Genomic DNA, 24,248 nt, shown 5'->3' on the forward strand with positions numbered 1-24,248 from the left:
TTGGGCGAACGTAGCTCACCGCTAGGCGTTAGGGCACAGATCGCGCAAGGCAAAGATCACGACGTCCGCGGCCTGCCGGCCGTTGATTCCGCCGCTGCCCTGGTCGGCGTCCGAGCGCTCGACCGCCAGGGCCTCCAGCTGTTGCGGGGAGGCGCCCCAGGAAAGCTGTTGGCACAGGTCCGCGCCCATCTGCAACAGCGCGTCGTCGCCGCCGTTGACGGCGTGGATGCCGGCGTTGTGCAGGTCGTTGAGGAAGGCAGTCCCGTCGGCCCGGGCCGGGCTGGCCCAGACGACCCCCGCGGCCAGAAGTGGGCCCCCTGCGAGGGCTGCGCCCATGAACCGGCCATAGGGCCGCTGTGCTGCCATCGAAACCTTCTCCTTCATCCCGTGCCCGATGCGGATGATGCACTTTTACACGAAAGCGCCATCAAACACGCTCGGGACCGCAAATCCCGAGGATGAATAGTCGGCAAAGACCGATGGGCGGCCCGTCAAGCGTTCGGGCAGAGATCCCGCAGGGCGGCGATGACGACGTGGTCGGCCTGCTCGGGGGTGAGCCCTCTGGCGCCCTGCCGGCTGTCGGACCGCTGCAGCGCCAGGGCTTGGAGCTGCGACGGGGGAGCGCCCCACGACAGCTGCTGGCAGACGTTCAAGCCCATCTGCACCAGCGCCGCGTCTCCGCCGGTCACCGCGTAGATCCCGTTTTTGTGCAAGTCGTTGACGAAGGTGGTCGCGTCGGCCTGCGCCGGGACGGCCCACATCACCCCCGCAACCAGGAGTGGGGCTGTCGCCAGCGCTGCGCTCACAAATCGGCCGCAGAGCCGTCGTGTGGTCATGACTCCTTCCCCCATTCATTAATCTTCTGGTTGCCTACCGTTCACTTCTATAAAACCTCCAGGACATGTAGCGTCGGCAACGATTCCCTGTGAATACGCTGCGTAGAAGTCCGGTCAGCGCGTCCCAAAGCCCGCGCGGTCGCGTCTGGCCCGTGACGACCTTGTGACGTCACCATTTGGAAACGGCGCGGTGCGGCGCGTCCGGCGTCTCACATCAGCTGCTGAACAATTGGCTCGGTCGTCGAAAGACGGCTAAGCGGTTCTGCTGCACCAGATGGATATGTGAGCGCGAATTAAAGGAGAGTCGACGCTGATGGCGATCGTCGATCGGTTCAACATGAAAGTAGTTGCCACTCTTGGGTTGTGCGCAGCCGCGCTTGCGTTGAGCCCGGATGCGGCAGCCGCTCCCCTGAAGACGGGCGGATACGCCTGCATACAGGGGCAGGCCGGCGAGGCGGGTGCACCGCTGGCCGGCGGACCCGGAGCCGCCGGCGGTGCCGCGGCCGCGGGCGGGGCGCCGACCGCCGAGGTCTGCGCGGCCAGCGCGCCGCTCACCGACATGGCCGGTGTGCCAATGGCTGTGCCCGGACCGCTGCCCGTGGGTGCGCCGGTGCCGGTGCCGCTGGGCGCCCCGTTGCCGTTGGGTGCTCCGTTGCCGCTGGGCGCTCCCTTGCCATTGGGTGCGCCGCTGCCGGTGGCGCCGATAGTGCCGGCCGGTGCCCCGCTGGTTGCCCTTGGCGGGCTGGCGGCCGGTGCCCCGCTCGATGCGGTCGCTGGCGCCCCGCTCGTCGACATGTCGGGGGTCAAGGACGCGCCGACCGGTCCGGCGCCGACCGGGGGGCCCCAGCCCGGTCAGCCCGTCGTGCCCGGCCCCTCAGGCGCCCACTGAGGCCCATCCCCCAATGGACCCGCTGGTTGCGACCAGCGGGTCCATTCGTATGTGTCGTATGTGTCGTATGTGTCGTATGTGACGGCCACTTGAGTCTTCGAGTGTGACGCTAGTTTCACAGTCGAGCGCGAGCGTGAAACTAGCGTCACTCTCGGCAGAGGGCACGGGGCCGGGGCGGATGTCAGCGAATAGGCCCCGCTCTCAGGGCAATTCGGTGCCGACCTTCTTAAGAAGGGGGCCTCTCCCACAGATTGTTGTTTTCCTTGACGATCACCGGGTCGCCGACATTGACCGTGTTGTAGTACCACTCGGCGTCTTCGGGGCTGAGGCTGATGCAGCCGTGGCTGACATTCTCCAGCCCCAGTGATCGCACGGCCCACGGAGCGGAATGCACGAACAGGCCGCGGTTGGTGATCCGGACGGCGTAATCCACGTTGAGTAGGTAACCGTTGGGGTCGTCGACGGGGATGCCGACACTGCTCGAATCCATAAGCACCGAGCGCTCTTTGGACAAGACGGTGTAGTTGCCGACCGGCGTCGGGAACTCAGGCCGACCCATGGACGCCGGCAACACGCCCTCTTCGCCGAAGTGGGGCCGGTGGTGCGGCGCCGGTAGGGGCGCGGCATCGACCCCGTCGATGGTCACTTTGAAAGTGTGGTCGGTGATGTTGGCGACCCCGACGACCTTCGGGCCCGTTTTGAATTCCGTCGACCGGCCCTCGACCGAAAGCGCCACCGTGCTGTGCGCCGGCCAGTAGTGGTCCGGAACCCACTGCACAACCTTGTTGTCCAACCATTCGAAGCTGCCGGTCATCTCCGGCGTCGATTTGACGCCGACCGCGCGCTCGGCGGCGTGCCGGTTCGCCACGGGCGCGGTGAAAGTCACGACCACGGGGTGCGCCACACCCACGGTGGCACCCCGCGCCGGCAGGACCGACGCGATGGTGAAGTCATGCGGTTGGTTCACCGCCGCCATGCTGGTGCCAGTTGGACCCGCAACCACGCTCGCAGCGAGCCCGACCACCGCAAGAACACACCGAACGTCCGCCCGCATGGCTCCGATTCCTTTTAACTGACATAGTTGTAATAGGGATCGTAGAGGTACGTTGACCAGCGGAAGCACAAGGGCGCGTTAGCATTTGGTCAAGCCTCGGTCACGTTTCGGCCACGGGCGTTTAGTTCGGCATCGACGGCTGCGAGGCGGCCGGATCCCGAGCGCAACCCGCCCCGCGGACTGGCAACCCGAGGTACCGGTCAAACCATCAGGAGCGGCAGGGCGTGGGCCAGCGCAATGCCCGCATTATGCGAGGCGGCAAAGTTCTGCGCATACGCGCGCGGTGTCACCTCCGAATCGAAGTAGCCGAGGCGGTTGGCAATTCCGGAAAAGAACAGGAATTGCTCCGATGGCGCAGCAAGCCGTATGACGCCATGCGTCGTCTCCATCGAGCCGACCGGGGCGTTGACCCCGGCCTGTTGCATGGCCTGTATGGATTCCCGATCGGCCCAGACATAGTCCTCCGGTTTCGTCACGTTGACATCGCTCAAAGCCACATAGTCGGAGGCGACCAGCAGCGCCGGCGGATTCGCGGGATTGAGCGGCGGCGAGAGAAATCGAGACTCGCAAGGACGGCGCAGGTCCCGGTCGAGTATTGACAACGCCGAACCCGGTGCCGGCGCGGTTGGGACCAGGAGCTTGTCGAATTCTGGGCTGACCCAGTTGCTCTCCGGATTTGGCGTCTTGTGGGGATTGTGAACGAACACCTGCGTCCCAACGACCGCGCAACCGTTGAACGATCTGTCGCCCGGAAACGACGCAGTGCCGAAGGCCACGACCAGGGTTGGTGCCGGCCCGTTGGCGACGACGGCGGGAATGACGCGGGCCTTCTCTTCGCTGCTCGACGACTTTTTTGCCGGGTCCATCAGGTCCTTGACGCACCACAGCTCGGCTGTTGCATTCGCGGTCCGCAACGCCAGCCGCGCGCTGACCTGTTTCGTCGTGCCGTCGTTCAGCGGGACCGTGACCTGCGGGGCCGGATCGAAGGGCCGATCGAACGGCGGAAGCTTGGACGGCCTGGCGTCTGGATTGGAGAACACTCCGACCAGCGGGTCCGCTTCCCAGGACTTGTTCGCAAAAATCAGGATTCGTCTTAGCATGCGCGCCTCCAAGAACCGCGGCGAGTAGCGACCGGCTTACCAGGATGACCGCGGGGGCCGCAATTCATTTCAGGGTTTTAGGACGTGGCAGTCGACAGCAAAAGAATCCCGGAAACCAGCTTCCCCGGGCTAGCGACGAGTTCTCAAGCCGACATCGGCGTTCTCGCACCGACGCAAACGTCCCTGAACTGGAATCTTGTGGAGCCGATGACGGGAATCGAACCCGCGTATTCAGCTTGGGAAGTACTTTCGACGCCCGAACATTTGAGCGATAACTGCTGGTAGGTGGGCTTGCGAAGACCACCGTTTGCACTGGTCATCTGCAGTATCGGTACGGCTAGCGGACGCATCCGGTACGGCGCCGGAGCGCCCGCAGTTCGGGTGCGTCTACGGGACCAAGACGGGACCGCGCGTTGACCGGGAACGTGTCGCTGCCCTTTGACATGCTTTACCTGTGACTGTCGAGGTTCCGTCGTACTCTGACCTGCTTTGGCCGACCCTCCAAGCTGCGATCGCACTCGGCGGCTCCGCCTCAATCGCCGAGCTGAACGCCGCCGTTGTTGAACGAGAGCAGCTCACGCCCGAGCAGCAGAGCGTCCTACTAAGCGGCGGGCCGCAGACGGTAATCCAAAACAGGCTGGCGTGGGCGCGGACCTACCTCAAGGGAATGGGCCTCTTCGCCAACAGCACGCGGGGTGTCTGGTCAGTGACTCCCGAGGGACAGGCTGCAACACAGGATGACCTTGAGCCGTTGCGCGCCGCGTTCGCAGCAGAACGAAAGAGTGGAAGAAAGAGGAGCAAGAAGAAGGGCGGCGGAGAACAATCTGACGTCGGCAACGAGATCGACCAGGTCGAGGCCGAAGCCGAGGAGAAGTGGAAGGACGAATTGCTGAGCACGCTCCTCGAGGTGCCGTCATTCGCCTGTCAATGGACAGCTGAAAGTGCCCGTCGGCGGACATGAGAACTGCCGGTTGGTGGCCAATAAGAACTGCCCGGTGGCGGACACGAATCTGCCCATGAGGGTGATGCCCGCCACCGGTCGGTGAGGCCGTTGTCAGCTCAAGGGTTTGACTCCTTTCCCGTGCAGGGCTTGGGCCAGGCGCACGGAGTCTCCGCTGGTCTGGCATAGGTGTGCGTGATGCAGCAGGCGGTCGACGGTGGCGGTGGCCAGCGTCTTGGGCATCAGCTCGTCGAACCCACTGGGGTGCAGGTTCGAGGAGATCGCCACGGACTTGCGTTCGTAGGCTGCTTCGACGATGCGGTAGAGCCCTTCGGCGGCATCGGCACCGACCGGCAAGAGCCCCACGTCATCGATGACGACGAGCTCGGCGCGCACGATCTTGGCCACCGCCTTTCCCAGAGAGTCATCGGCACGGTGGGCGCGCACGAGCACCCCGATCTGCTCGAGGGTGAACCACGCCACCGGCATCCCGGCCTCGATGACTTTCTGCCCCAACGCTTCGAGGAAGAATGTCTTGCCGGTGCCGGCCGGCCCGCAGACGACCAGATTCTCGCGGCGCCCCACCCATTCGAGGGTCTGTAGCGCTTGTTGGGTGGGCAGCGGGATCGACGAGGCGCCCGGGTCCCAGGCGTCGAAGGTTTTCCCAGTCGGGAATCCGGCGGCTTTGCGGCGGGCGGCCAACATAGAACGGGCGCGGCCGGCGACTTCCTCGGTCAGCAGCGCTTTGATGACCTCGGTGGGGTCCCAGCGTTGAGCGCGGGCGGTGGCCAGCACGTCGGCGGCGATCGCGCGTGCGTGCGGCAACCGCAGGGCCCGCATCAACGTCTCGACCTCGGCGGGCAACTGCGTGGCGGTCGTGGTGGTGTTCATGGCTGGTCTGCTGCCTCAGTCACGTCGATGATGGTGCGGCCGAACAGGTTCCACCCGGCCGTGCCTTGAGCCAGAGAGATGTCCTCACCGGCGCCACGACGAGTCGGGTCCAGACCTTTGGCCGCCAGGATGGAGTCCAGATCGCCGGTGGCGAACCGGCCGTGCACGGCGGCATGACCGAGCGCCCAGTCGACATCGGCGCGGCCGGCCAGCGCGGACAGTTCGACGGCGTGGGCCATTTTCTGCAGGATGCGTTCGGTGCCGACGGCGGCGGCTTCTTTGAGCCACACCGCCGCACCGGGGCCCAACGCCAGGAAGGTCTGTTCACTGGCGGTGCGGGCACGGACGCGGTAGTCCCCAGGCACTTTGTCGCGGTGGCCGGGGAAATGGGCGTCGTCGATGGCCGGGCTGCCTGGGGTGGCACGGGGGTGCCGAGCCACCTCGATGGGGCCGCCGTCATCGAGGGCGCAGATCACCACTTCGTCGGTGCCGTCGTGATGCCTGATCCACACCGTCTGCCCCAATAGTGTTGCCGGTAGCGAGTATTGGCAATGCTCGAAGGTGACCATCGGGGCGTTGTCGGGAACCCGCCGTGTCACTCCCAACGCGGCGGTGTGGGGCAGGTCGGGTATCGCATGCAGGGCGGGGCGTTCTGCGGTGAGCATCTCGATCGGACGTCGGCCCGTGGCGCGGTGCACCCGGGCGTTGATCTCAGCGACAAACTCCGCGCAGGCGGCCTCCACGTCGGCGAAACTGTCGTAGTGACCCAGCAGGTTCGTCTCGGTGGGCACAATGTCGGCTTTGGCGAGTTTGACCGCGTTCTCCACGCCACCTTTGCAAGCCGGGTCGGCGGGTTCACAGGTCAGCACCGAGATGCCGTAATAGCGGCCAAAGGTGACTGCGACGCGGTTACGGACCGGGACTCCGGCGATGTGTCCGGTGGTGACGGTCTTCTCGTTGTCGGTGAGCAGGTAGGTCGGGGCACCGCCGACGATGCGGAAGATGCGGTCCAGGCCGGCGAAGACACTGGGTGCGGTGCGGTCCCGCAACGCGATGACCACTCGGTAGCGGCTCCACGCCAGCCACGCCACCAACAGCACGATTTTGCGGCCGGCCACCAAAGGGCCGTCGGCGAAGTCGTACTGCAGCCACAGTCCGGGCTCGGTGATCCAGGGCCGATGCACGCGTGTATTGCCCAGCCGCCACTGCGCTTTGACCTCCGCCAGCGCCCGGCGAGTGGTGCGGTCGGTGCCGGTGTATCCCAACGCCACCAGCTTGTCGTGGGCTTTGTCGCCGCGAATCTTGCCTTTCGAATCGGCGACCCAGCCCTCGAGCAGGTCGCGCCAATCATCGATCATCCGGGCCCGCCGCGTGGCCGGCGGCAGGCCAGCGTTGCGGTCCTCGACCGCTTTCTTCACGGTGTGATGCGAGCACCCGCACAACTCGGCCGCAGCGCGGTAGGACCCGGTCAGGTCGTAGGCATTGAGTATTTCCATGAGTTCTCCATCAGACTTCAAGTAGGTCTCTCCTGGGGTTGTCGATCTCGACTAGGCATCGACATCGAAACCGCAGGAGAGGCCGCCACGGCGCTGACGCGCCGAAGGGCATCAGGTAGGTCTGGGCAGATTCATGGCCATCAACGGGCACTTTCATGTCCGCCAGTGGGCAGAACTTATTGGCCGCGAACGGGCACTTTCATGTCCGCCAGCGGGCAGTTTTTCATGTCCGCCGACATTCGCCTTTGAACGGCTTGCGCAAAGGCTTCTGCGGGAGTCGGGGTTCTCTAGTGTCAAGGTGACGGGGAAGTCGGGCGATGGCGGCATTGATGGACTCGGCATCTATCAACTGAACCTGCTGACCTTCCCTGTTTTCTTTCAATGCAAGCGCTACTGTCGCTTGCCAGGGTGATGGGACCACCGTTTTGCCATGAGCATGGGACCGGTTGTTTCCGGTTGCTGGCCGTGGGGTGATGGTGACTGATGACCTGGCTGCTGGTCAATTCGGCTGGTCCGAATTGACCGGCTTTCGAGGACGGGGTTTCTGGCGTTGCCGGTAGGACTCGCCCTCGACGACGAGTTCGTAGGCCGCGGATTGGAGCCGGTCCATCGCCGACTGGGCCAGGAGTGGGTCGGCCATCATGGTGAGGATCTCCGGTGGTTCGCGGTTGCTGGTGATGACCGTTGATGCGGTGCGGTGGCGTTCCACGATGAGCTCGTAGAAGTCATTGGTCTCGGTGGCCTCAAGCCGGTGCAACGCGAGGTCATCGATGATGAGCAGCTCGACGCGGTGTAGTTTGCGCATCTCGTCTTCATAGCTGCCGTCTAGCCGTGCTCCGCGGAGGCGTTTGAACAGTTTGTCGGCGCGTTCGGTATGCACGCTGTGGTGACGTCGCACGGCGATGTGGCCTAATGCGTTGGCCAGGAACGTTTTTCCGACTCCGACCGGTCCCATGATGAGCACGTTGTAGGCGTCGGCCAGAAACCGCAGCGAGGTCAACTCTGCCCATAGTTGGCGGTCGTAGCTGACCGCGGCGGTGTCATCCCAGGCCTGCAGCTGCATCTGCGGATCCAATTGTGCTGTCTTGGCGCGGCGGGCGGCGGACTCGCGGTCGCGGCGGGTGACCTCATCGGCTAGCAGCATTTCCAGGAAGTCGTGGTGTGGCAGCCGATTCGATCGTGCCAGCGCGAGCCGTTCGGGCAGGGTGTCGAGCAGGCGGCCGAGCTTGAGGCGGCGCATCAGCGCTTTGAGGTCTGCAGACACCTCGATCGGCTTGACCGCGGGGGTGGCATCGGGGCGGCGGGTTGTGCTCATGAGGGCCTGCGCACCGCGAAGTCGGTGGCCGCGCGGACGAACCGCGACGCCTGCGGCGGGTTCGGGATCAGCGGCAGCTGTGCGCCGGCACCGCGGGTAAGCATGCGCTCGATCAGCCCGACGTCGATGACCTCGGCGTCCAGCGCGCGCTGGCAGGCGTCATCGACCGCGTCGGCGCCGTGGCGGCGCACCAGTCCCAGGAGTCGGTAGACCTGGCGCATCTTGGTCCACGGCAGCGGATGCTCCAGCACCGCCGCCGCGTAGGCGCCGACATGCTGCCCGTGTGCGGATGCCTTGCGCTGCAAGGTGTTGATATCTCGCATCGCATAGACCGACACCTCGGCCGGTAGATCAGCGGGGTCGGTATGGCGGCGTCCTGGCGCCATGACCGGATGGACCTTGATCAGCTCACCGCGCCAATACAGCTTCACCGTGCGCGCATCCACCCGGGCATCCAGCCGGCGCCCAATCAGCTCACCGGGAACGCTGTAGAGCGCCTTGGCGACCTGCACGTGCCGATCGGGAGCCACCTTGGGCCGGCTCCAGGTCGGGATGTCGAACACCTCGTCGGGTGCCGGTTTGAGGTGGGGTAGCTCGTCGGTGGCGAATACCTCGGCCGGGCGCAGCCGAGTGGTGCCGTGTATCCGCATCCCCGCCACCTGCCCACACCACTGCTCGGCTCGTGCCCGGCAGTCACTCAGATTCCGAAAGTCTTCTCCAGCAAAGAAATTCGACCGAACATATTGGACACAGCGCTCAACCCTAGGCTTGTCGCGCGGGCTGCGGATGCGGGTGGGGTCCACGACGAAGCCCCGCGCCTGAGCGTATTCGCGGAAGGCGTCATTAAGTTTCGGATCGGTCGCATCAGCCTTGTCGACGATGGCCTTCATGTTGTCGGGGATCGCCACCGCGAACACCCCGCCGAAGAATGCCCACGCGGCCTCAAACCCGGCGATCACCTCGTGAAGCGTCTGCCGGTAGGTCGGCCAGACGAACATGTGCCGCGAATACACCGCAGTGAAGATCAACCCCTGCACTACCCGCCGGCGGCCATCCGCGGCATCAGTGAGCATTCCGAGCCGACCGAAATCGACCTGCAGTTCAGCACCGGGCTCGCAATCGGCCACCGGCACCGTGGCCTGCCGAATCCCGAACCCCAATTCCGTTGTGGCATAGCGATGCAACGTTCGATACGACACCACCACGCCCCGACGCCCAAGCAGCGTGTGCACCTTCGTCAGAGTCAAGTCTTGCTTCAGCCACGCCTTGATCTGCTCGTGCTGGGCGGCGATGGTCTCCCAGGCCTGGCTCTTGCCGTTGGGCCGACTCGGCCGCACGCCGGCGATCACCGCCGCCAACAGCTCGTCGGTCAACTGACACCCGTCGCCGTCACGGTCCAGCCCGCACGCGCGGGCGCGGTCCACATACCGGCGCACCGTTTTGCGGTCCGTGCCCGATAACCGGGCCACCTCGCGCAACCCATGACCCTGCAGCCACAACCGCAGCATCTCCCTGACTTCGATCACCGACACCTCCCGGTAGCTCATTCGGCCAATACAGCGGCCGAGCAACCGGAAGCCCCCAACGCCACGCCGGGGTGGTCCCATAACTGGCAAAACAGCTAGCCAGATGGTCCCATCACTGGCAATCGGGTGGTCCCATGCTCATGGCAAAACCGGCGCCGAGCTGGTCCCTTATTCCTGGCAGCCGACACGCTACAAGGGCAGTGTTGGGCCGGGTGCTGTCAGAGACTTCCGAGGTGCCATGGCGGGCAGAGGGGACAAGGGCCTGCTGATCACGACCGGCACGTTCACGAACGATGCGCGAGCGGAGGCCAAGCGTGACGGTGCGCCGCCCATCGACTTAATCGACGGTGACAGATTGTGCGATCTGTTGAAGGAGAACGCGATCGGCATCACGACCACTACGCGGGTGGTCGAGGACGTCAAGGTCGAGGCCGAGTACTTCAAATCGCTTTAGCCCAGAAAAGCGGGCATTTGAGCGGAGGCGGCGTTCCTGGCGCTGGCGGCGAAGAACTCTGCCGAGGAACTCTGTTTTGTAGAAGGGATGCTCACGGAAAGTAACGCGTCCAACTTGCCAAAGCTGCGGAAGTCGACGCCCAAGCCCAAGCGTAGGGGTAAAAAGCCTCATGAACTGCTCATATTGTCGGCGATAGGGGTATAGATTGGTCTAACCCCGGTATTTACCCTTGACAGAAGGCTCAGAGCGGGTCATACTTGTGTTTAACGAGGCCAGGAGGGTCTCATGAACAGGAGGGGCAAAATGATGGACGTTACGGTGAAGGTCCCCGAGGACCGGCTGGTGGAGTTTTATGCGATGCACGCCGCGTGGCTAAGCGCCCCGGCGCAAGCCTCGATCCTGTCGAACACGTTCGATGCTAAGCGGGACGCTATGCCGCAGCCGGCATCTTCTGGTAGCGAGGACGCGAAGGGCCGACAGCCATGGTCGGACGCCGACGCCGCGCTGGCCGCCAAGTTGTGGGACAAATTCAGCGATCCGGCGAAGGCGTTGTTCTCCAAGTTAATCGATGAACCGGATCGCCAATTCAACGGCGAGGAGCTTGCCGAAATGCTGGACATTCCCAACGGTCACAGCGGCGTAGCTGGGGTACTGGCTTGGCCGGGGAAGTACTGCAAGAAGGAGAACCGAGAGCTGTTGTGGAAGTGGGCCTACCCGGTGGAGGGTGAGCCGGTCGTCTACTGGGTCGAGCCGGAGGTCGCGGCATTGCTCCGCGAGGCTCGGGACCGCTAAGGCTAAGGCTCTAGGCACTTCATGGGCGCCAAAGGGATTCCCCCCCGGGGGGGGGCATCGCTGTACTTGCGAGCCCGCGATGGCGGCCACGGCGCGGCGAGGTCGAAGGCGGTCGGCGCGGCGATTCAGCCGCATCCGCGTGGCCTGCTGGGCTATACGTAGTGCGCGGGCGAAATTGTCGACTCAGGTCTGGCGCTTGATCGTTGGCAAGGTGCCGCAGGGGGCTTGTGCGCGATGAGGTCTTGTGCCATGATGTTCAGCTTTTTCAAATACGAGAGGACACGAAGTGGCACGCCAGGCGAAGACAGCACGGGTGGGTGGCGTGGTAGTGGCTCCTGCAACAAAGGAGGCTCAGCGTGCGGAGCTCCATAAGACGATCTGGCGCATCGCCAACGATCTGCGTGGCAGCGTAGACGGCTGGGACTTCAAGAGCTACGTGCTCGGCATGCTCTTTTACCGCTTTATCTCCGAGAACCTCACTGCGTACCTGAACGAACAGGAGCGTGCAGCCGGACAGTCCGATTTCGACTATGCCGCGCTGAGCGACGTAGAGGCAGAGTTCGGCCGCGAAGAAACAGTCAAGGAGAAGGGCTTCTACATCCTGCCGAGCGAGCTGTTCGCCAACGTTCGTAAGCGTGCTAACAAGGACGAGAACCTGAACGAGACACTGGAGAAGGTGTTCAAGAACATCGAGGGCTCGGCAGTCGGTGCGGACAGCGAGGACGACCTCAAGGGACTCTTCGACGATTTGGACGTGAACAGCGCCAAGCTCGGCAACACCGTCGCCAAGCGCAACGAGAAGCTGGTGAAGCTGCTGGATGCAATTGGCGATCTGAACCTCGGCGACTTCAACGACCACGCCATCGACTCGTTCGGCGACGCGTACGAGTACCTGATGACCATGTACGCCTCGCAGGCTGGCAAATCGGGTGGTGAATTCTTTACGCCCCAGGAAGTCTCGGAGCTGCTGGCACGCATCACGGTGGTCAACAAGAAGTCGGTCAACAAGGTCTACGACCCAGCGTGTGGCTCAGGCTCGCTGCTGTTGAAGTTCGCCAAGGTGTTAGGCAAGGAAAACGTCCGCAAAGGCTTCTTCGGCCAAGAGGTCAACTTAACGACTTACAACCTGGCGCGCATCAACATGTTCCTGCACGACATCAACTACGAGCAGTTCGACCTTGCGCATGGGGACACGCTGATTGATCCGCAGCACTGGGACGACGAGCCGTTCGAGGCGATCGTTTCTAATCCGCCGTACTCGATCCACTGGGCGGGTGACGGCAATCCCCTACTGATCAACGACCAACGATTCGCTCCGGCCGGTGTTCTCGCACCGAAGTCGAAAGCCGACCTTGCCTTCACGATGCACATGCTCTCGTGGCTGGCAGTTAATGGCACAGCCGCGATTGTCGAGTTTCCTGGCGTGCTCTATCGGGGCGGTGCCGAGCAGAAGATCCGCAAGTACCTCGTCGATAACAACTATGTGGACACAGTGATTCAGCTGCCGCCAGACCTGTTCTTTGGTACTGCTATCCAGACATGCATTCTCGTGTTGAAGAAGTCGAAGAAAGATAACGCCGTTCTGTTCATTGACGCTTCGGCCGAATTTGTCCGCCAAGGGATCAAGAACAAGCTCTCCGCGATTAATCAGCAGACGATCCTCGACGCCTTCACCGGCCGCGAGGACGCCGAGCATTTCGCGATAACTGTTTCGAATGCCGATATCGCCACGAACAACTATAACCTTGCTGTCTCCTCGTATGTCGAGAAGGAAGACACGAGGGAAGCCGTCGACATCTCCGCGCTGAATGCCGACATCGCCCGAATCGTTACCCGACAACAGGAGTTGCGTGAGCAGATCGACGTGATCGTCGCCAACCTTGAGGGTGCGTCGTGAGCGCTATCGACCAACTAGTTGCAGAACTTGTTTCAACCGACGTCCCTTTTCTGCCGCTCCGCGAAGTCGGCACATGGTACGGAGGTGGCACTCCCTCGAAGGCTGTACCGGAGTACTGGGAGAACGGCTCACTTCCCTGGCTTTCGCCCAAGGACATGGTTGGGGGCATGGTTGTCGCGACAGAAGACCACATCTCAGAAAGAGCACTTGAGAAGTCGACCGTGAAACTGGTGCCGGCGGGTTCGGTGGCATTCGTTGTGCGGTCGAACATCTTGCGCCGCCGGCTTCCTGTAGCGCTTGTCCCCATTCAGGTGACTCTCAATCAGGACATTCGAGCCGTCGTCCCCCGCCGGGGGATCCTCGCCGAGTATCTCGCTCAGGTGTGTCGTGCACGCTCGCAAGAGATTCTCGCAGTGGCAGGACGAACCGATGGCTCCATGGCCGCAATCCAGAGCACACCGTTGCTCGACTTCCGGATTCCGGTGCCACCAATCGAGATTCAGCGAAAGATTGTGCGCGTTCTAGATGAGTTCACAACGATAGAACTAGAGTTGGAGTCGGTACTGGACGCAGAGGCCGCAGCTCGTCAAGATCAACGAGCTCACGTTCGAACTCGAGTTCTGAACGCCGTATCTGGTCCTGATGACAGCGACACTGTCGCGCTTGGGGAAATAGTCGATTTCACGAACGGGAAGGCACACGAAAGACTGGTAGTGCCGGACGGATCGATCGCTCTCTTAACGGCTCGATTTATCTCTACTAATGGGGAGTCCGCACGGTGGGTGAACCCGGAAGGTGCCCTCACACCTGCGCTTTGCGGCGACATCGCGATGGTTATGAGCGACCTGCCAAACGGTCGCGCACTCGCTCGGTGCTTCTTCGTTGAAACAGACGGGAAATACTCCGCGAATCAGCGAGTGTGCCTTCTTCGGGTTCGTCACGAGAGCGGTGTTTCTCCACGCTGGCTCTATCACTTCCTAGACCGCAACCCGCAGCTCTTGGCCCTTGATAACGGACGGGATCAGACGCACTTGAAGAAGGGTCAGATCTTGGACATACGTGTGCCCGTCATTCCGCTTGCCGAGCAGGAGCAGGCATCGGCCATGCTTGATCGCCTTGACGACAGCATGCGTGACCTTATTTTCAGTATTCGCGCCGAGCGAGAGGCTCGCCGTAAGCAATACGAGTACTACCGCGACCGTCTCCTGATGTTCGAGGAGCTCGCAGTATGACCGAGGCGAAGGCAGTACATTACGACCCGATCGCGGTCTCTGCCGAGAGCACGGTCGTTGCGGAGTTTGTGCCGGATGCCAAGCCCGCCGCGGAGTATCAATCCGAAGCGCAGCTGGAGCGCGAGTTCATCAAGATCCTGCAGTCGCAGGAGTACGAGTACGTGAAGATCACGAGCGAGCAGGATCTCATCGCCAATCTGCGGACGCAACTCGAGGTGCTGAACGGCGTGAAGTTCTCTGAGACCGAATGGGATCAGTTTTTTAAACAGCGCATCGCCAGTGAGTCGGAAGGCGTCGTCGAAAAGACAGTGCGCATCCAGGAGGACTATGTCCAATTACTTAAGCGTGATGACGGCTCGACGAAAAACGTCAAACTCCTCGACAAGAGCAACATTCACAACAACAAGCTGCAGGTCATCAACCAGTACGAAGTTGGCCAGGGCGAGGGTGGTGCCAAATACGCCAATCGCTACGACGTGACGGTGCTCGTCAACGGCTTGCCGATGGTGCACATCGAGCTAAAGCGCCGCGGCGTCGACATTCGCGAGGCCTTCAATCAGATCAACCGCTACCAACGCGACAGCTTCTGGGCTGGATCGGGCCTGTTCGACTACGTGCAGCTCTTCGTCATCAGCAACGGCACGTTGACCAAGTACTACAGCAACACCACCCGTCGCCAGCACATCAGTGAAGCCGCTGGCTCGAGGAGGGCAAAGAAGACCAGTAACTCGTTTGAGTTCACGTCGTGGTGGGCGGATGCGACGAACAAGCCGATCCAAGACCTAACCGCCTTTGCGACAACGTTTTTCGCTCGTCACACACTGCTCAACATCCTAACCAAGTATTGCGTCCTCACTGCTGACCGGCTGCTGCTCGTCATGCGCCCCTATCAGATCGTGGCTACTGAACGCATCTTGCGGAAGATCGACATCTCAACCAACTACAGGCAACTCGGCACCCTGGCCGCTGGTGGCTACGTTTGGCACACCACTGGTTCTGGCAAGACGCTGACCTCATTCAAGACTGCGCAGCTGGCTGCGCAGCTTGATCACGTGGAGCGAGTCCTGTTCGTAGTCGACCGCAAGGATCTCGACTACCAAACGATTAAGGAGTACGAGCGTTTCTCGCCGGGCGCTGTCAACACCAGTAAGAACACCTCTGCGCTCAAGAAGCAGCTCTCCCTCCCGGTGGGCGCGGTGCTAGGCAAGCGTGGCAACGAAATACTCGTCAACCGCAAGATCATCGTCACGACGATTCAGAAGCTCTCTGGTTTCATCGCCGCCAACAAGGGGCACGAGATCTTTGGCGGTCATGTCGTAATCATCTTTGACGAGTGCCACCGGTCGCAGTTCGGCGACATGCACACGGCAATCACCAAGGCATTCAAGCGCTACAACCTCTTTGGCTTCACGGGCACGCCGATCTTCGCAATGAATGCCGGAACTGGCGGCAACGTGCAGCTGCGCACGACGCCCCAAGCGTTCGGCTGCTACTGGCACGGCGATCCGCGCAACTGCCCGCCTGAGCGGCACTCGACAGCGGCACACACCTACACCATCGTCGACGCCATCAACGACAAGAACGTGCTGCCGTTCCGCATCGACTACGTCAATACAGTGAAGATGCCAGCTGGTATCACCGACAAGCAGGTGTCGGCCATCGACACCGAGAAGGCACTGCTGGCACCTGAGCGCGTGCGCCAGGTTGTCGAGTACACGCTCAACCACTTCGACCAGAAGACCAGGCGCAGTGAGCACTATTCGCTCGGTGAGCGTCGCGTGCACGGCTTCAATGCTCTGTTCGCGACAGCCTCGATCGAGGCTGCCAAGACCTATTACAGCGAGTTCAAGAAGCAGCAGGGGTCACTGCCAGAGGGTCGCCGCTTGAAGGTTGGCCTAATCTATTCGTTCGCTTCCAACGAGGCCGTCGAGGACGGTGCGCTAGAAGAAGAAGGCTTCGAGACCGACGTTCTAGACAAACCTTCGCGTGACTTCCTGGAAGGCGCGATCAAGGACTACAACGCATACTTCGGCACGAGTTTCGACAGCTCGTCTGACAAGTTTCAGAACTACTACAAAGATTTGTCGCTCCGGCTGAAGAACCGCGAGATCGACGTCGTCATCGTGGTCAACATGTTCCTCACCGGTTTCGATGCTACGACGCTCAACACACTATGGGTCGACAAGAACCTGCGCGCTCACGGCCTGATCCAGGCCTACTCGCGCACCAACCGAATCCTGAACTCAGTCAAGACATACGGCAACATCATTAGCTTCCGTGACCTAGAGGAGGAGACTAACGACGCCATCGCGCTCTTCGGCAACAAAGACGCGGGCGGCATCGTGTTGCTCAAGCCGTACGCAGAGTATTACGACGAGTACGCCGACAAAGTCACCGAACTGCTGCAGCAGTTCCCGCTGGGGCAGCGGATCGTTGGGGAGACCGCGCAGAAGGCGTTCATCGCCCTGTTTGGTCAGATCCTGCGACTAGAGAATATCCTGACGTCATTCGATGAATTCGCCGGCAACGAAATACTCACCCAGCGCCAAAGTCAGGACTACCGCAGCGTCTACCTTGACCTCTACGCCGAGTTCCGCAAGGACGCGGACGCCGACAAAGAGTCGATCATCGATGACGTCGTCTTCGAGATCGAGCTCATCAAGCAGGTCGAAATCAACGTCGACTACATCTTGATGCTCGTCCAGAAGTATCGCGAGGTGCACGGCGACGACGGCCACGGCGCAGCCAAGGAAGTCCGCGCGGAGATCAGCCGGGCTGTCGACGCCAGCCCGAGCCTGCGCAACAAGAAAGACCTCATCGAGGACTTCGTCGACTCAATCTCGGCCACCGGTGAGATTGACGAGGAGTGGCGCGACTACGTCGCTTCCAAGAAGGCCGAGGAGCTCAATCGAATCATCGATGAAGAGGGTCTCAAGCCAGAGGAAACGCGCAAGTTCGTCGAGGCTGCGTTCCGCGATGGCGCCATCCCTACGACGGGAACAGCAATCACCAAAGTGCTTCCGCCCGTTACTCGCTTCGCAGCTGGAGGTGGCCATGGTGAGAAGAAGCAGCGCGTCCTAACCAAGCTCGGCGCGTTCTTCGAGCGCTTCTTTGGACTGAGTTCAGGCGGAGAGAAAGCTGATGACTAGCCCCCGTGCTGCAGATGGACAGGGAGACTCCCAAGAAAATCGCACGAGAGTTAGTGACGGCTGTACTACCCGCCGGACCGCAAGGAAACGGCGATCGAGCTGGTGTTGCAGAAGCAAGATGAAATGTACGTCAACAATGCCGACAGGTTCGAGGCGGTGAGATCATGAGCGCTAGAGACTCCATAAGGCGAGCGCTGGAGCGCGCGGGATACAAGTTCATTCAAGACGAGCCTGATGTACCGAAGGGCCAGAACAAATCGCCCCCATCAAAGTCGAATTCGACCTTTCGACCCGATGTTCTGGCATGGGCCGCGGACCCGGACGGGAAGCTTGTGCCCTGGGCAGTGGTCGAGATCAAGAACCGGTCGGTAACGCTCCCGCCGGAGGTTGCGCTCCCCCAACTCGCAAGAAGCCGCGATACATTTGGAACAGTCGATCATTACGTCGTGCTGCAAGATGTTTGGTATCAAGCAGATACAGGCTTGCGCAAGTTCACTCGTGTGGACGGCCCCATCCCACCTCGATACGGCGGTAAGGGCGAATTGGACGACGTCGACTTGGCAACCACGCTTTTGACAGAGCAGCTTTGGCGTTGGGCGCAGACGCAAAGTCCCTACGACAAATCGGCGGATGCTTATGGCGCTTTGAGATCGGATGTCGGCCATTCGACCGAACTAAGAATCGACGGTATTGAGACCGCCACGGGGGCAGTGTTGCCCGCAAGCCGCGAGGTGCTGTGGGAAGCGCGACGGCGTGCCCTCGTGGACTTCGCTCGCCGAGGACGGGAAGCGGGCATTTATACGAGTCATCCCGTGATTGCGAAAGCCGTTGCGCACCTGGCAGGTAGCAAACTCGACAACGAGGTTTTCGATCCGTTCTGTGGGACGGGATCGTTTCTGTGGGAGTCAATCGACCATTCACGTGACATCGGATCAGGCTTGATCTCAGCGGTCGGCCTCGATCTCAATGATCGAATGGTAGAGCTTGCGCGCTCAATCGCCCGCGCTGCTCCTATCGATGTTGAGATCTATAACGTCGACGCGTTCATGGTTGAAACACTAAGCGAGACCGAAGTGTTGGATTCACGCGAATCACGGCTTTTCGACTGCGCAGTGTCCGCGCCTCCCATGAGCCTGAAGCTGAATCGAAGTGAGCCGTACGAACTACTAGATGGAACCATGACACGCGACGGTGATTTCGCGGCCGTTGATCGTCTGGTACGCCAACTAGCGGATGGCGGGCGAGCGGTAGTGCAAATAGCCCCAGGCTTCACATTCCGCCGCCAGGGCGAGCGTTACCGCAACTACCTCGCGAATAGTTTTCGTGTGGCTGTGCTTATTGGCTGTCCTCCGGGATCGGTGCCAGGCTTCGGCTTGGCCTCAATCATTATGGTTATCGAGAAGGCGCCGCCTACCGAGACATTTATCGCGCAACTTGGTGAAGATTGGGAGAGTCAGTTGGCACCGGGAGGCGCTGTGCTTGAAGCAGCACTAAACCACATCAACCAGCGTGGCGGGCGCCGATGACAACCGCCTTCGTCAGGCTCGCGCTTGAGAAAGACTGGGATCTAGGCCGATTAACAGCTGAGAGCTTTACGTGGCCTACCACGAAGGCAACAATTGTTGCGCTCCGCGACGTCGTTACGGTTGTGCCTACGGATAGCTGGGTAGATGCAGGAGCACCGGTAATCACGCCGACCGGACTTGATTCCATCGGCGGCGGTATACGTCGGCGGAGCCGCAAATATCGAGGCCCGGTGTTTCAAGTGAGGGCCGCGGGGGCCGGGCTTAGCTTTGGCGACCTTCTGCTGCCTCGGAACCCTAACTCTCCGGTGCTCCTGATCGGTTCGGACCTGCTCGGGGCGCTGGTGTCTTCGCAATTCCTCGCAGTTCGACCTGATCCAAATTCGGCCCTCTGGATTTGGGGGGTTCTCAACAGTCGGTCGGGTCGAAGATTTCGGCAGCATTTCGCAACGGTCGTTACGTCCACGTCCGTGACCCGCGGGCGCCTACTGGATATCGAGATTCCCTGGCCCTCGGCAAGGCAAATCGCACAACGAAGGCCACGCCTAGAGGAGATTGAGAGGCAAACTCATAGTCCGGAGGAGGAAGCATCTGGAACTTGGTGGCGAACCGAAGATCTTCGAGTTGTGGATTGGAATCTAGCTCTCGCAACACCTGATCGTGAGATCTTCAACAGGGGCATACCTTTGGGGGAGCTATGTCGCGAGATCGTTCGGGGCCGCCATACACCCCGCGGCGCCATCAAGGACGAGCCGGCGGCTGGCCTGCTGCCAGTGACCGACATCGCTGCGATCCAGGGAAAGCCGATACGCCGCTGGGTATCGCCGACCGAGCCTACGCAGATCGTGGCAACACCGGGGGATGTGTTCGTGGCCGCAGTGGGGGCTCGGCCACACGCTGCACTAGCGAGTGACCGGACGGCTGTCGACCATAACCTCTTTCTTCTGCGACTTCGTGATCGAACCCAGGCGTCGGGTCTCGTCCAGTTTCTCAATGGAGAGACGGGGTACGGGCTGAGAAGGATCTTTTTGACTGGCGTGACGGTACCAAGCCTTGGGAAGCAGGCGCTGGCTCGCCTGCCAGTTCCCGAAGAGGCCTTGCAAGGCTCGACGGAACCGGCTGAGCCCATACATCTCGCGGATCTGCTGGAGCGAGTCTTGTGGACCTAAGATGCGAGCTGTCGCCGCTTGTTTTCGCGGAGTTATACCGATTGCTAGCCGCGGACACTGAAAGAGCGGACGCGCTCGATGAACGTTTGGATCAAGTAGGACTTGAGCACTCGTGGCTTGAAGAGGCGGCGGAGACGTATGAAGCGAAGTGGAACTCGCTCGGCAAAACTGCAACCGATATCAGCGACTACATCGCCCACAGCGCTGAACATTCGGTCTTGGCGAGCTGGATTCTCGCTGGGCTTCGTCAGACGGGATCAAGCTATGACATCGGGTTTAAGCTGAGGCAACGCGTTACGGAGCGCGCCTTCACCGAAGTCCATCCTCGGCCCGTGGACCTTCCATCGCAATGGCGTCCAGTAATAATCGGCTGGACGCTTGGAACGGTGCTTGGCAACATTGATCAAGAGCTACCGGTTGCTCCGGCGTACCTACCCGCAGACGTCAACGTGCGAGCCGCATATGAGGGACTCGTTGAACATGTCCTTCAACTAGAGCGCTTCACGTCCCCTTGGCCGGAGATGATGGGAACCGCCACGTTCTGGCGCGGCACAGGTCTTGCGGAAGGGCTCAGGCCGGAAGCGGAAAACGGCGCAGCCGCGATTCGGGATCTGATCATCGAAGTTCGTCACGCAGCGCCAGATCACCTCGGGAAAAGGATAAGTCGGCATTTCGCACCGTTTGCGGATCAGCGGAACACACTGTCTCACGTCGCGGATAAGCCAGGTAAGCCGCGCTTCATTGAAGTGAAGGAGCTTGCGCGCGAATGGGACCAAATCGCCCTGACCATCAGCGGCGTCACCTACTTCCTGTGTGTCGAAGTTGCGAGCGAGCTAACCGATACTGCTGCTCGTGTAGTTCGCGCCGAGACATGGGACGAACTGAAGTGGGAGGTAATGGTTTACGACTAAGGACCTTGGACGGCCTCTAGACCGTCGGAGGTGCGCCTCGTTCTCACCTACCGGGAGCTTACCGGTAGCCTGCTCACCTGTAGCAGGATGCAATGTGTAGACCGCGCAACAGCCGCCACAGGGTTCCGGTACAGGCGGCGGTTTCACTATACGGTCTGCCGCGCCAAGCGCGGCTATGCGTGATCGAATAGCACTGTGCCGCTTGATGCTCCGCTAAATCTGCGACAACTCGATGTGTTGCGTTGGATCCATGAGAGTTGCCCGGAGGGTCGCTGGAACGACTACACCTACAAGACTGTCGCGATCGCACTGCAGAGCCGTCGCCTGGTGTCAGTGTCAAAACGCGGTGGTCGATGGACGGCGACGATACTCGCCGCGGGTGTGTACTACCTCGAGCATCGTAACTACCCGCCCGGACACTGGCAGGCACGACGGAGGCGTGCTTCGACAGGAGACTCGACCGCGGTGGCAGTGCGGGATGCACCGGAGCGTGTCAGTTATTCGCTCGTGGTTTCGCCCCCGGTGCCAATTCATCCACCGAAGCCCGCCGTGCCTGACGAACTCACGCCGACACGAAAGCTGTTGAGGGACATCATTGACGGTGGTGGCATCCTGAACCGCAACAGTGAAGATGACAAAACGAGCTACCGCAGCCTAGTTGGCATCATCAACAGGCGGAGAATGGCGCCCGACGGGCAGCAGGTCATCCTCATTGACGGCGCAAAATATGGCGATGTCATCCTGCGGTTGTCGGCAGTGTCAGACTGGAAGACTACGCCGCCGGCTGACGTTGTGAGCGCTAAGCGGGTTGCGCGGTGGCACCCGGCGGTGGCAACACTGCGCACCGAGAAGCGGCTCGACTCCATCGATAGATCATTGCGCGATAGGGCTTTCAGACTGCTTCATGCGGTCGCGCGGGAAGCCGAGGCGCGGGGGCACTCGGTACGCCTGCCGAAGCGCAACGTCCACGGCTACATCGAAGATCCCAGCCGGTTGGGTGGTGATTTGATCCTCACAGTCGAAGGGGTTGACTGCTCGGTCGATATCTTGCAGCCCAAGGCGAGGGTGCCTCACACGCCGACGCGCGAAGAACTCGAAAGAGACAAGAAGTACTCCTGGCCGCCGCCGAGGTATGACTATGTGCCGGCAGACCGCCTGAGCATTGCATTGGATACCCGTAGTCGCTTCTCTTCGAAGATCATGTGGCCGGAGTCGAAGACACTGCCGCTTGAACATCGACTACCCGACGTGATGACAACATTTGAGCGCTGGGCAGTGATTGACGCAGAACACAAGGACGCTGAACGGCGTCAGGAGATCGAGCGCCAGAGGATCCGTGAGGAAGCCGAGCGGCTCGCTGAAATCCGGCACGCCGAGAATGTCCGGACCGAGACACTCCGCAGCCAGCACGCAGCCTGGCGCGAGGCAAGGGAACTTCGGGAGTTCTTGGACACGATGAAGGCAACCGTCGACGCCATGAGCCATGGCACCCGGCGCGACGCGGCTGCCCAATGGTTGGCCTGGTGTCGGCAATATGTCGACGAGTCGTTGGATCCGCTCAGCCAGCCCCTGGCGATGCCGGTGATCCGCCGGCCAACCTGGGATGGGCGTATGGCGTTGGAGAATGCTTTCGTGCACAGGCTGCAACGAGACAAGGCGGCGAGGGGCAGTACGCCCGGATAGACAGGAGGCCTGCCGACGCTATGTAAGCAGCACAACTGTTGTAGCTCTCGTGCACCTGCTTGCCGAGCATCGGGCGACGGCCCGTCTAGGGGAGCGTGTCGACCGGCGTAGACGGTGGCACCGACAGCATTACCTGAGTACACTGGCGAGGTCGCCGATTGAGCATGCACGGCGAGCCATACCGGTCTTTCGTGGAGGCATCTGCCCTGCGGGGCGGGGGACCTGAAGCCACTGATCGAGGGTGCAGCAAGCTGACGCAGGGTGCCCTCGGAGAGACAAACCCAATCTGTACGAACACGTGCAGAACGAGTTTGCTTCTCCGAGGGCACCTTCCTTTTCTCGGAGAAGCACGAGAGAAGGAAACGAAGTGACAGTTATATCCGAACCATCCGTCATCGACGGTGACAAGCTCGATGAGCAGGCCGCCAGGGCGCTGGATGAAGAGATCAAGGAAGCGATCGGCAAGCTGGCGGACGACGCCTATGAAGTGATCAAGTTGCTCAAACAGGCGAAGGACGGCCGCATCCACGACGCCTTGGGTTTCGCGTCATGGACGGCTTATGTCAAAGACACGGTTCGAGTGGTGCCAGCCGACAGAATGCAGCGGAAGATGTTGGCCGCCTTGATGTCCAGTGAGGGCATGAGCCAGCGAGCAATCGCCGCCGTGTTGGATGTCGACCAGAAGACCGTGAGCAACGACCTGCGGTCAGGTGAGGAAAATTCCTCAGCTGCCACGGTCGGCTTGGACGGCAAGAACTACCAAAGTACGTCGGAAGTCACCCCGAGGCGAAGGCCGATCACCGAGGCGTGGAGAGACACTGTTAAAAAGTTGACTAAACACGCGGACAGGCTCGTCCGCATCAGCGAGGATGACCGGTTCGCCAGAAACGGTGAGAGCCTCGCGCGTGATCGCGCGGACTTGCATCGCGTGATCATGAAGCTCCGAGAAGTCGCCGACAAGATCGACGTGGTGGAGACGCGATCATGAAGTCTACGTGGAAGATCCCGCCAAGCATGCTGAAGAATCTGCGGGGCATGATCATCGACCGCGATGAGGCGTGGCGTGCCGACGCCGAGATGGCGCCGGCCATCGAGGCTGCTATTCGCAGAGGCATTGAGGACATCGATGAGCCCACCTTTAATCGGGTCTATTTTGACCTGCGTTTCAGCAGATTTCCCGGTTCGTATGAGACGCGTGGTTTCGATGAGAAGCAGATGGCGACGGCATGGCGGAAGTACCTTAAGAAGCACGGCTATGCACCGCTGACCACGTAATCCACGCGAGTGCAATCATGTTCGCCGTGTCCAGCGGCGGCGCGTCGACAATCGGTGGAGTAGGCTAGCGGTACCGGACCCGTTCGGGTTCGGCGATTTTATGAGTGACCCTGGCG

Annotated in this window: 19 protein-coding genes and 2 pseudogenes; 13 read left to right on the forward strand and 8 right to left on the reverse strand. The window is 61.4% G+C overall.

Translation table 11 applies throughout. From position 1 onward, the window contains the following. Positions 1–21: 21 nt before the first annotated feature. On the reverse strand, positions 22–336 hold the full coding sequence (locus KXD96_RS05590) for a DUF732 domain-containing protein (RefSeq protein ID WP_260745233.1): 315 nt from the start codon (positions 334–336) through the stop codon (positions 22–24). A 155-nt stretch (positions 337–491) separates the two neighbouring features. Continuing rightward, positions 492–836 (reverse strand): DUF732 domain-containing protein, encoded by a 345-nt coding sequence (locus tag KXD96_RS05595; protein WP_260743464.1) that lies wholly within the window; start codon positions 834–836, stop codon positions 492–494. A 313-nt stretch (positions 837–1,149) separates the two neighbouring features. Here KXD96_RS05595 and KXD96_RS05600 point away from each other — a divergent pair, with 313 nt between their 5' ends. Continuing rightward, on the forward strand, positions 1,150–1,725 hold the full coding sequence (locus KXD96_RS05600) for a hypothetical protein (protein WP_260743466.1): 576 nt from the start codon (positions 1,150–1,152) through the stop codon (positions 1,723–1,725). Positions 1,726–1,951: 226 nt separating this feature from the next. On the opposite strand, the gene KXD96_RS05605 is transcribed toward KXD96_RS05600, so the two are convergent. Next, the gene (locus KXD96_RS05605; protein ID WP_260743467.1) at positions 1,952–2,779 is read right to left on the reverse strand and encodes an Ig-like domain-containing protein; all 828 of its coding nucleotides are present in this window, start codon (positions 2,777–2,779) and stop codon (positions 1,952–1,954) included. A 200-nt stretch (positions 2,780–2,979) separates the two neighbouring features. Continuing rightward, a complete protein-coding gene (locus tag KXD96_RS05610) occupies positions 2,980–3,879 on the reverse strand; it encodes a hypothetical protein (protein WP_260743469.1) in 900 nt (299 codons plus the stop codon). 454 nt (positions 3,880–4,333) lie between these two features. Here KXD96_RS05610 and KXD96_RS05615 point away from each other — a divergent pair, with 454 nt between their 5' ends. Continuing rightward, complete coding sequence (locus KXD96_RS05615) at positions 4,334–4,840, forward strand: winged helix-turn-helix domain-containing protein (protein ID WP_260743471.1); 507 nt, start codon at positions 4,334–4,336, stop codon at positions 4,838–4,840. Positions 4,841–4,933: 93 nt separating this feature from the next. On the opposite strand, the gene KXD96_RS05620 is transcribed toward KXD96_RS05615, so the two are convergent. Together KXD96_RS05620 and istA (KXD96_RS05625) are read right to left on the reverse strand one after the other, a co-directional pair. Then, positions 4,934–5,710 (reverse strand): ATP-binding protein, encoded by a 777-nt coding sequence (locus KXD96_RS05620; RefSeq protein WP_225601280.1) that lies wholly within the window; start codon positions 5,708–5,710, stop codon positions 4,934–4,936. Further along, positions 5,707–7,227 carry an IS21 family transposase gene (gene istA, locus KXD96_RS05625; RefSeq protein ID WP_225601279.1) on the reverse strand — a complete coding sequence of 507 codons (1,521 nt, stop codon included), beginning with the start codon at positions 7,225–7,227 and terminating at the stop codon, positions 5,707–5,709. Before istA (KXD96_RS05625) ends, KXD96_RS05620 begins: the two co-directional genes overlap by 4 nt. Positions 7,228–7,447: 220 nt before the next feature. Here istA (KXD96_RS05625) and KXD96_RS05630 point away from each other — a divergent pair. Next, positions 7,448–7,600, forward strand: a pseudogene (locus tag KXD96_RS05630) (restriction endonuclease); the annotation flags it as partial. 105 nt (positions 7,601–7,705) lie between these two features. On the opposite strand, the gene istB reads toward KXD96_RS05630, so the two are convergent. Next, positions 7,706–8,521 (reverse strand): IS21-like element helper ATPase IstB, encoded by an 816-nt coding sequence (istB, locus tag KXD96_RS05635; protein WP_260737101.1) that lies wholly within the window; start codon positions 8,519–8,521, stop codon positions 7,706–7,708. After that, positions 8,518–10,068: an IS21 family transposase gene (gene istA / locus KXD96_RS05640; protein WP_260737107.1), complete on the reverse strand. Its 1,551-nt coding sequence runs from the start codon at positions 10,066–10,068 to the stop codon at positions 8,518–8,520. The genes istB and istA (KXD96_RS05640) overlap by 4 nt, the downstream gene beginning before the upstream one ends. Positions 10,069–10,225: 157 nt before the next feature. Between istA (KXD96_RS05640) and KXD96_RS05645 the strand changes: the two are divergent. The 10 genes and pseudogenes from KXD96_RS05645 to KXD96_RS05690 form a co-directional block, all read left to right on the forward strand. Next, a pseudogene (locus KXD96_RS05645) lies at positions 10,226–10,501 on the forward strand (restriction endonuclease); the annotation flags it as partial. 303 nt (positions 10,502–10,804) lie between these two features. Further along, positions 10,805–11,293: a DUF6416 domain-containing protein gene (locus KXD96_RS05650; RefSeq protein WP_260743473.1), complete on the forward strand. Its 489-nt coding sequence runs from the start codon at positions 10,805–10,807 to the stop codon at positions 11,291–11,293. A gap of 328 nt (positions 11,294–11,621) precedes the next feature. Next, positions 11,622–13,190, forward strand: a complete 1,569-nt coding sequence (locus tag KXD96_RS05655; protein WP_260745234.1) for a type I restriction-modification system subunit M — start codon at positions 11,622–11,624, stop codon at positions 13,188–13,190. Continuing rightward, the gene (locus tag KXD96_RS05660) at positions 13,187–14,422 is read left to right on the forward strand and encodes a restriction endonuclease subunit S (RefSeq protein WP_260743475.1); all 1,236 of its coding nucleotides are present in this window, start codon (positions 13,187–13,189) and stop codon (positions 14,420–14,422) included. Before KXD96_RS05655 ends, KXD96_RS05660 begins: the two co-directional genes overlap by 4 nt. Then, on the forward strand, positions 14,419–17,571 hold the full coding sequence (locus tag KXD96_RS05665; protein ID WP_260743477.1) for a type I restriction endonuclease subunit R: 3,153 nt from the start codon (positions 14,419–14,421) through the stop codon (positions 17,569–17,571). The genes KXD96_RS05660 and KXD96_RS05665 overlap by 4 nt, the downstream gene beginning before the upstream one ends. Positions 17,572–17,735: 164 nt before the next feature. After that, entirely contained in the window at positions 17,736–19,097 is a 1,362-nt protein-coding gene (locus KXD96_RS05670) for a class I SAM-dependent DNA methyltransferase (protein ID WP_260743478.1), read from the forward strand. Positions 19,098–20,304: 1,207 nt separating this feature from the next. Continuing rightward, positions 20,305–21,174, forward strand: coding sequence for a hypothetical protein (locus tag KXD96_RS05675; protein ID WP_260743479.1), 870 nt, complete (start codon positions 20,305–20,307; stop codon positions 21,172–21,174). 465 nt (positions 21,175–21,639) lie between these two features. After that, positions 21,640–22,857: a hypothetical protein gene (locus KXD96_RS05680; protein WP_260743481.1), complete on the forward strand. Its 1,218-nt coding sequence runs from the start codon at positions 21,640–21,642 to the stop codon at positions 22,855–22,857. 367 nt (positions 22,858–23,224) lie between these two features. Further along, the gene (locus KXD96_RS05685; protein ID WP_260743482.1) at positions 23,225–23,845 is read left to right on the forward strand and encodes a hypothetical protein; all 621 of its coding nucleotides are present in this window, start codon (positions 23,225–23,227) and stop codon (positions 23,843–23,845) included. Between the two features lie 26 nt (positions 23,846–23,871). Next, entirely contained in the window at positions 23,872–24,132 is a 261-nt protein-coding gene (locus KXD96_RS05690) for a hypothetical protein (protein ID WP_260743484.1), read from the forward strand. Positions 24,133–24,248: the final 116 nt, after the last annotated feature.

It is taken from the genome of Mycobacterium sp. SMC-2 (genome assembly GCF_025263485.1).
Taxonomy (GTDB): domain Bacteria; phylum Actinomycetota; class Actinomycetes; order Mycobacteriales; family Mycobacteriaceae; genus Mycobacterium.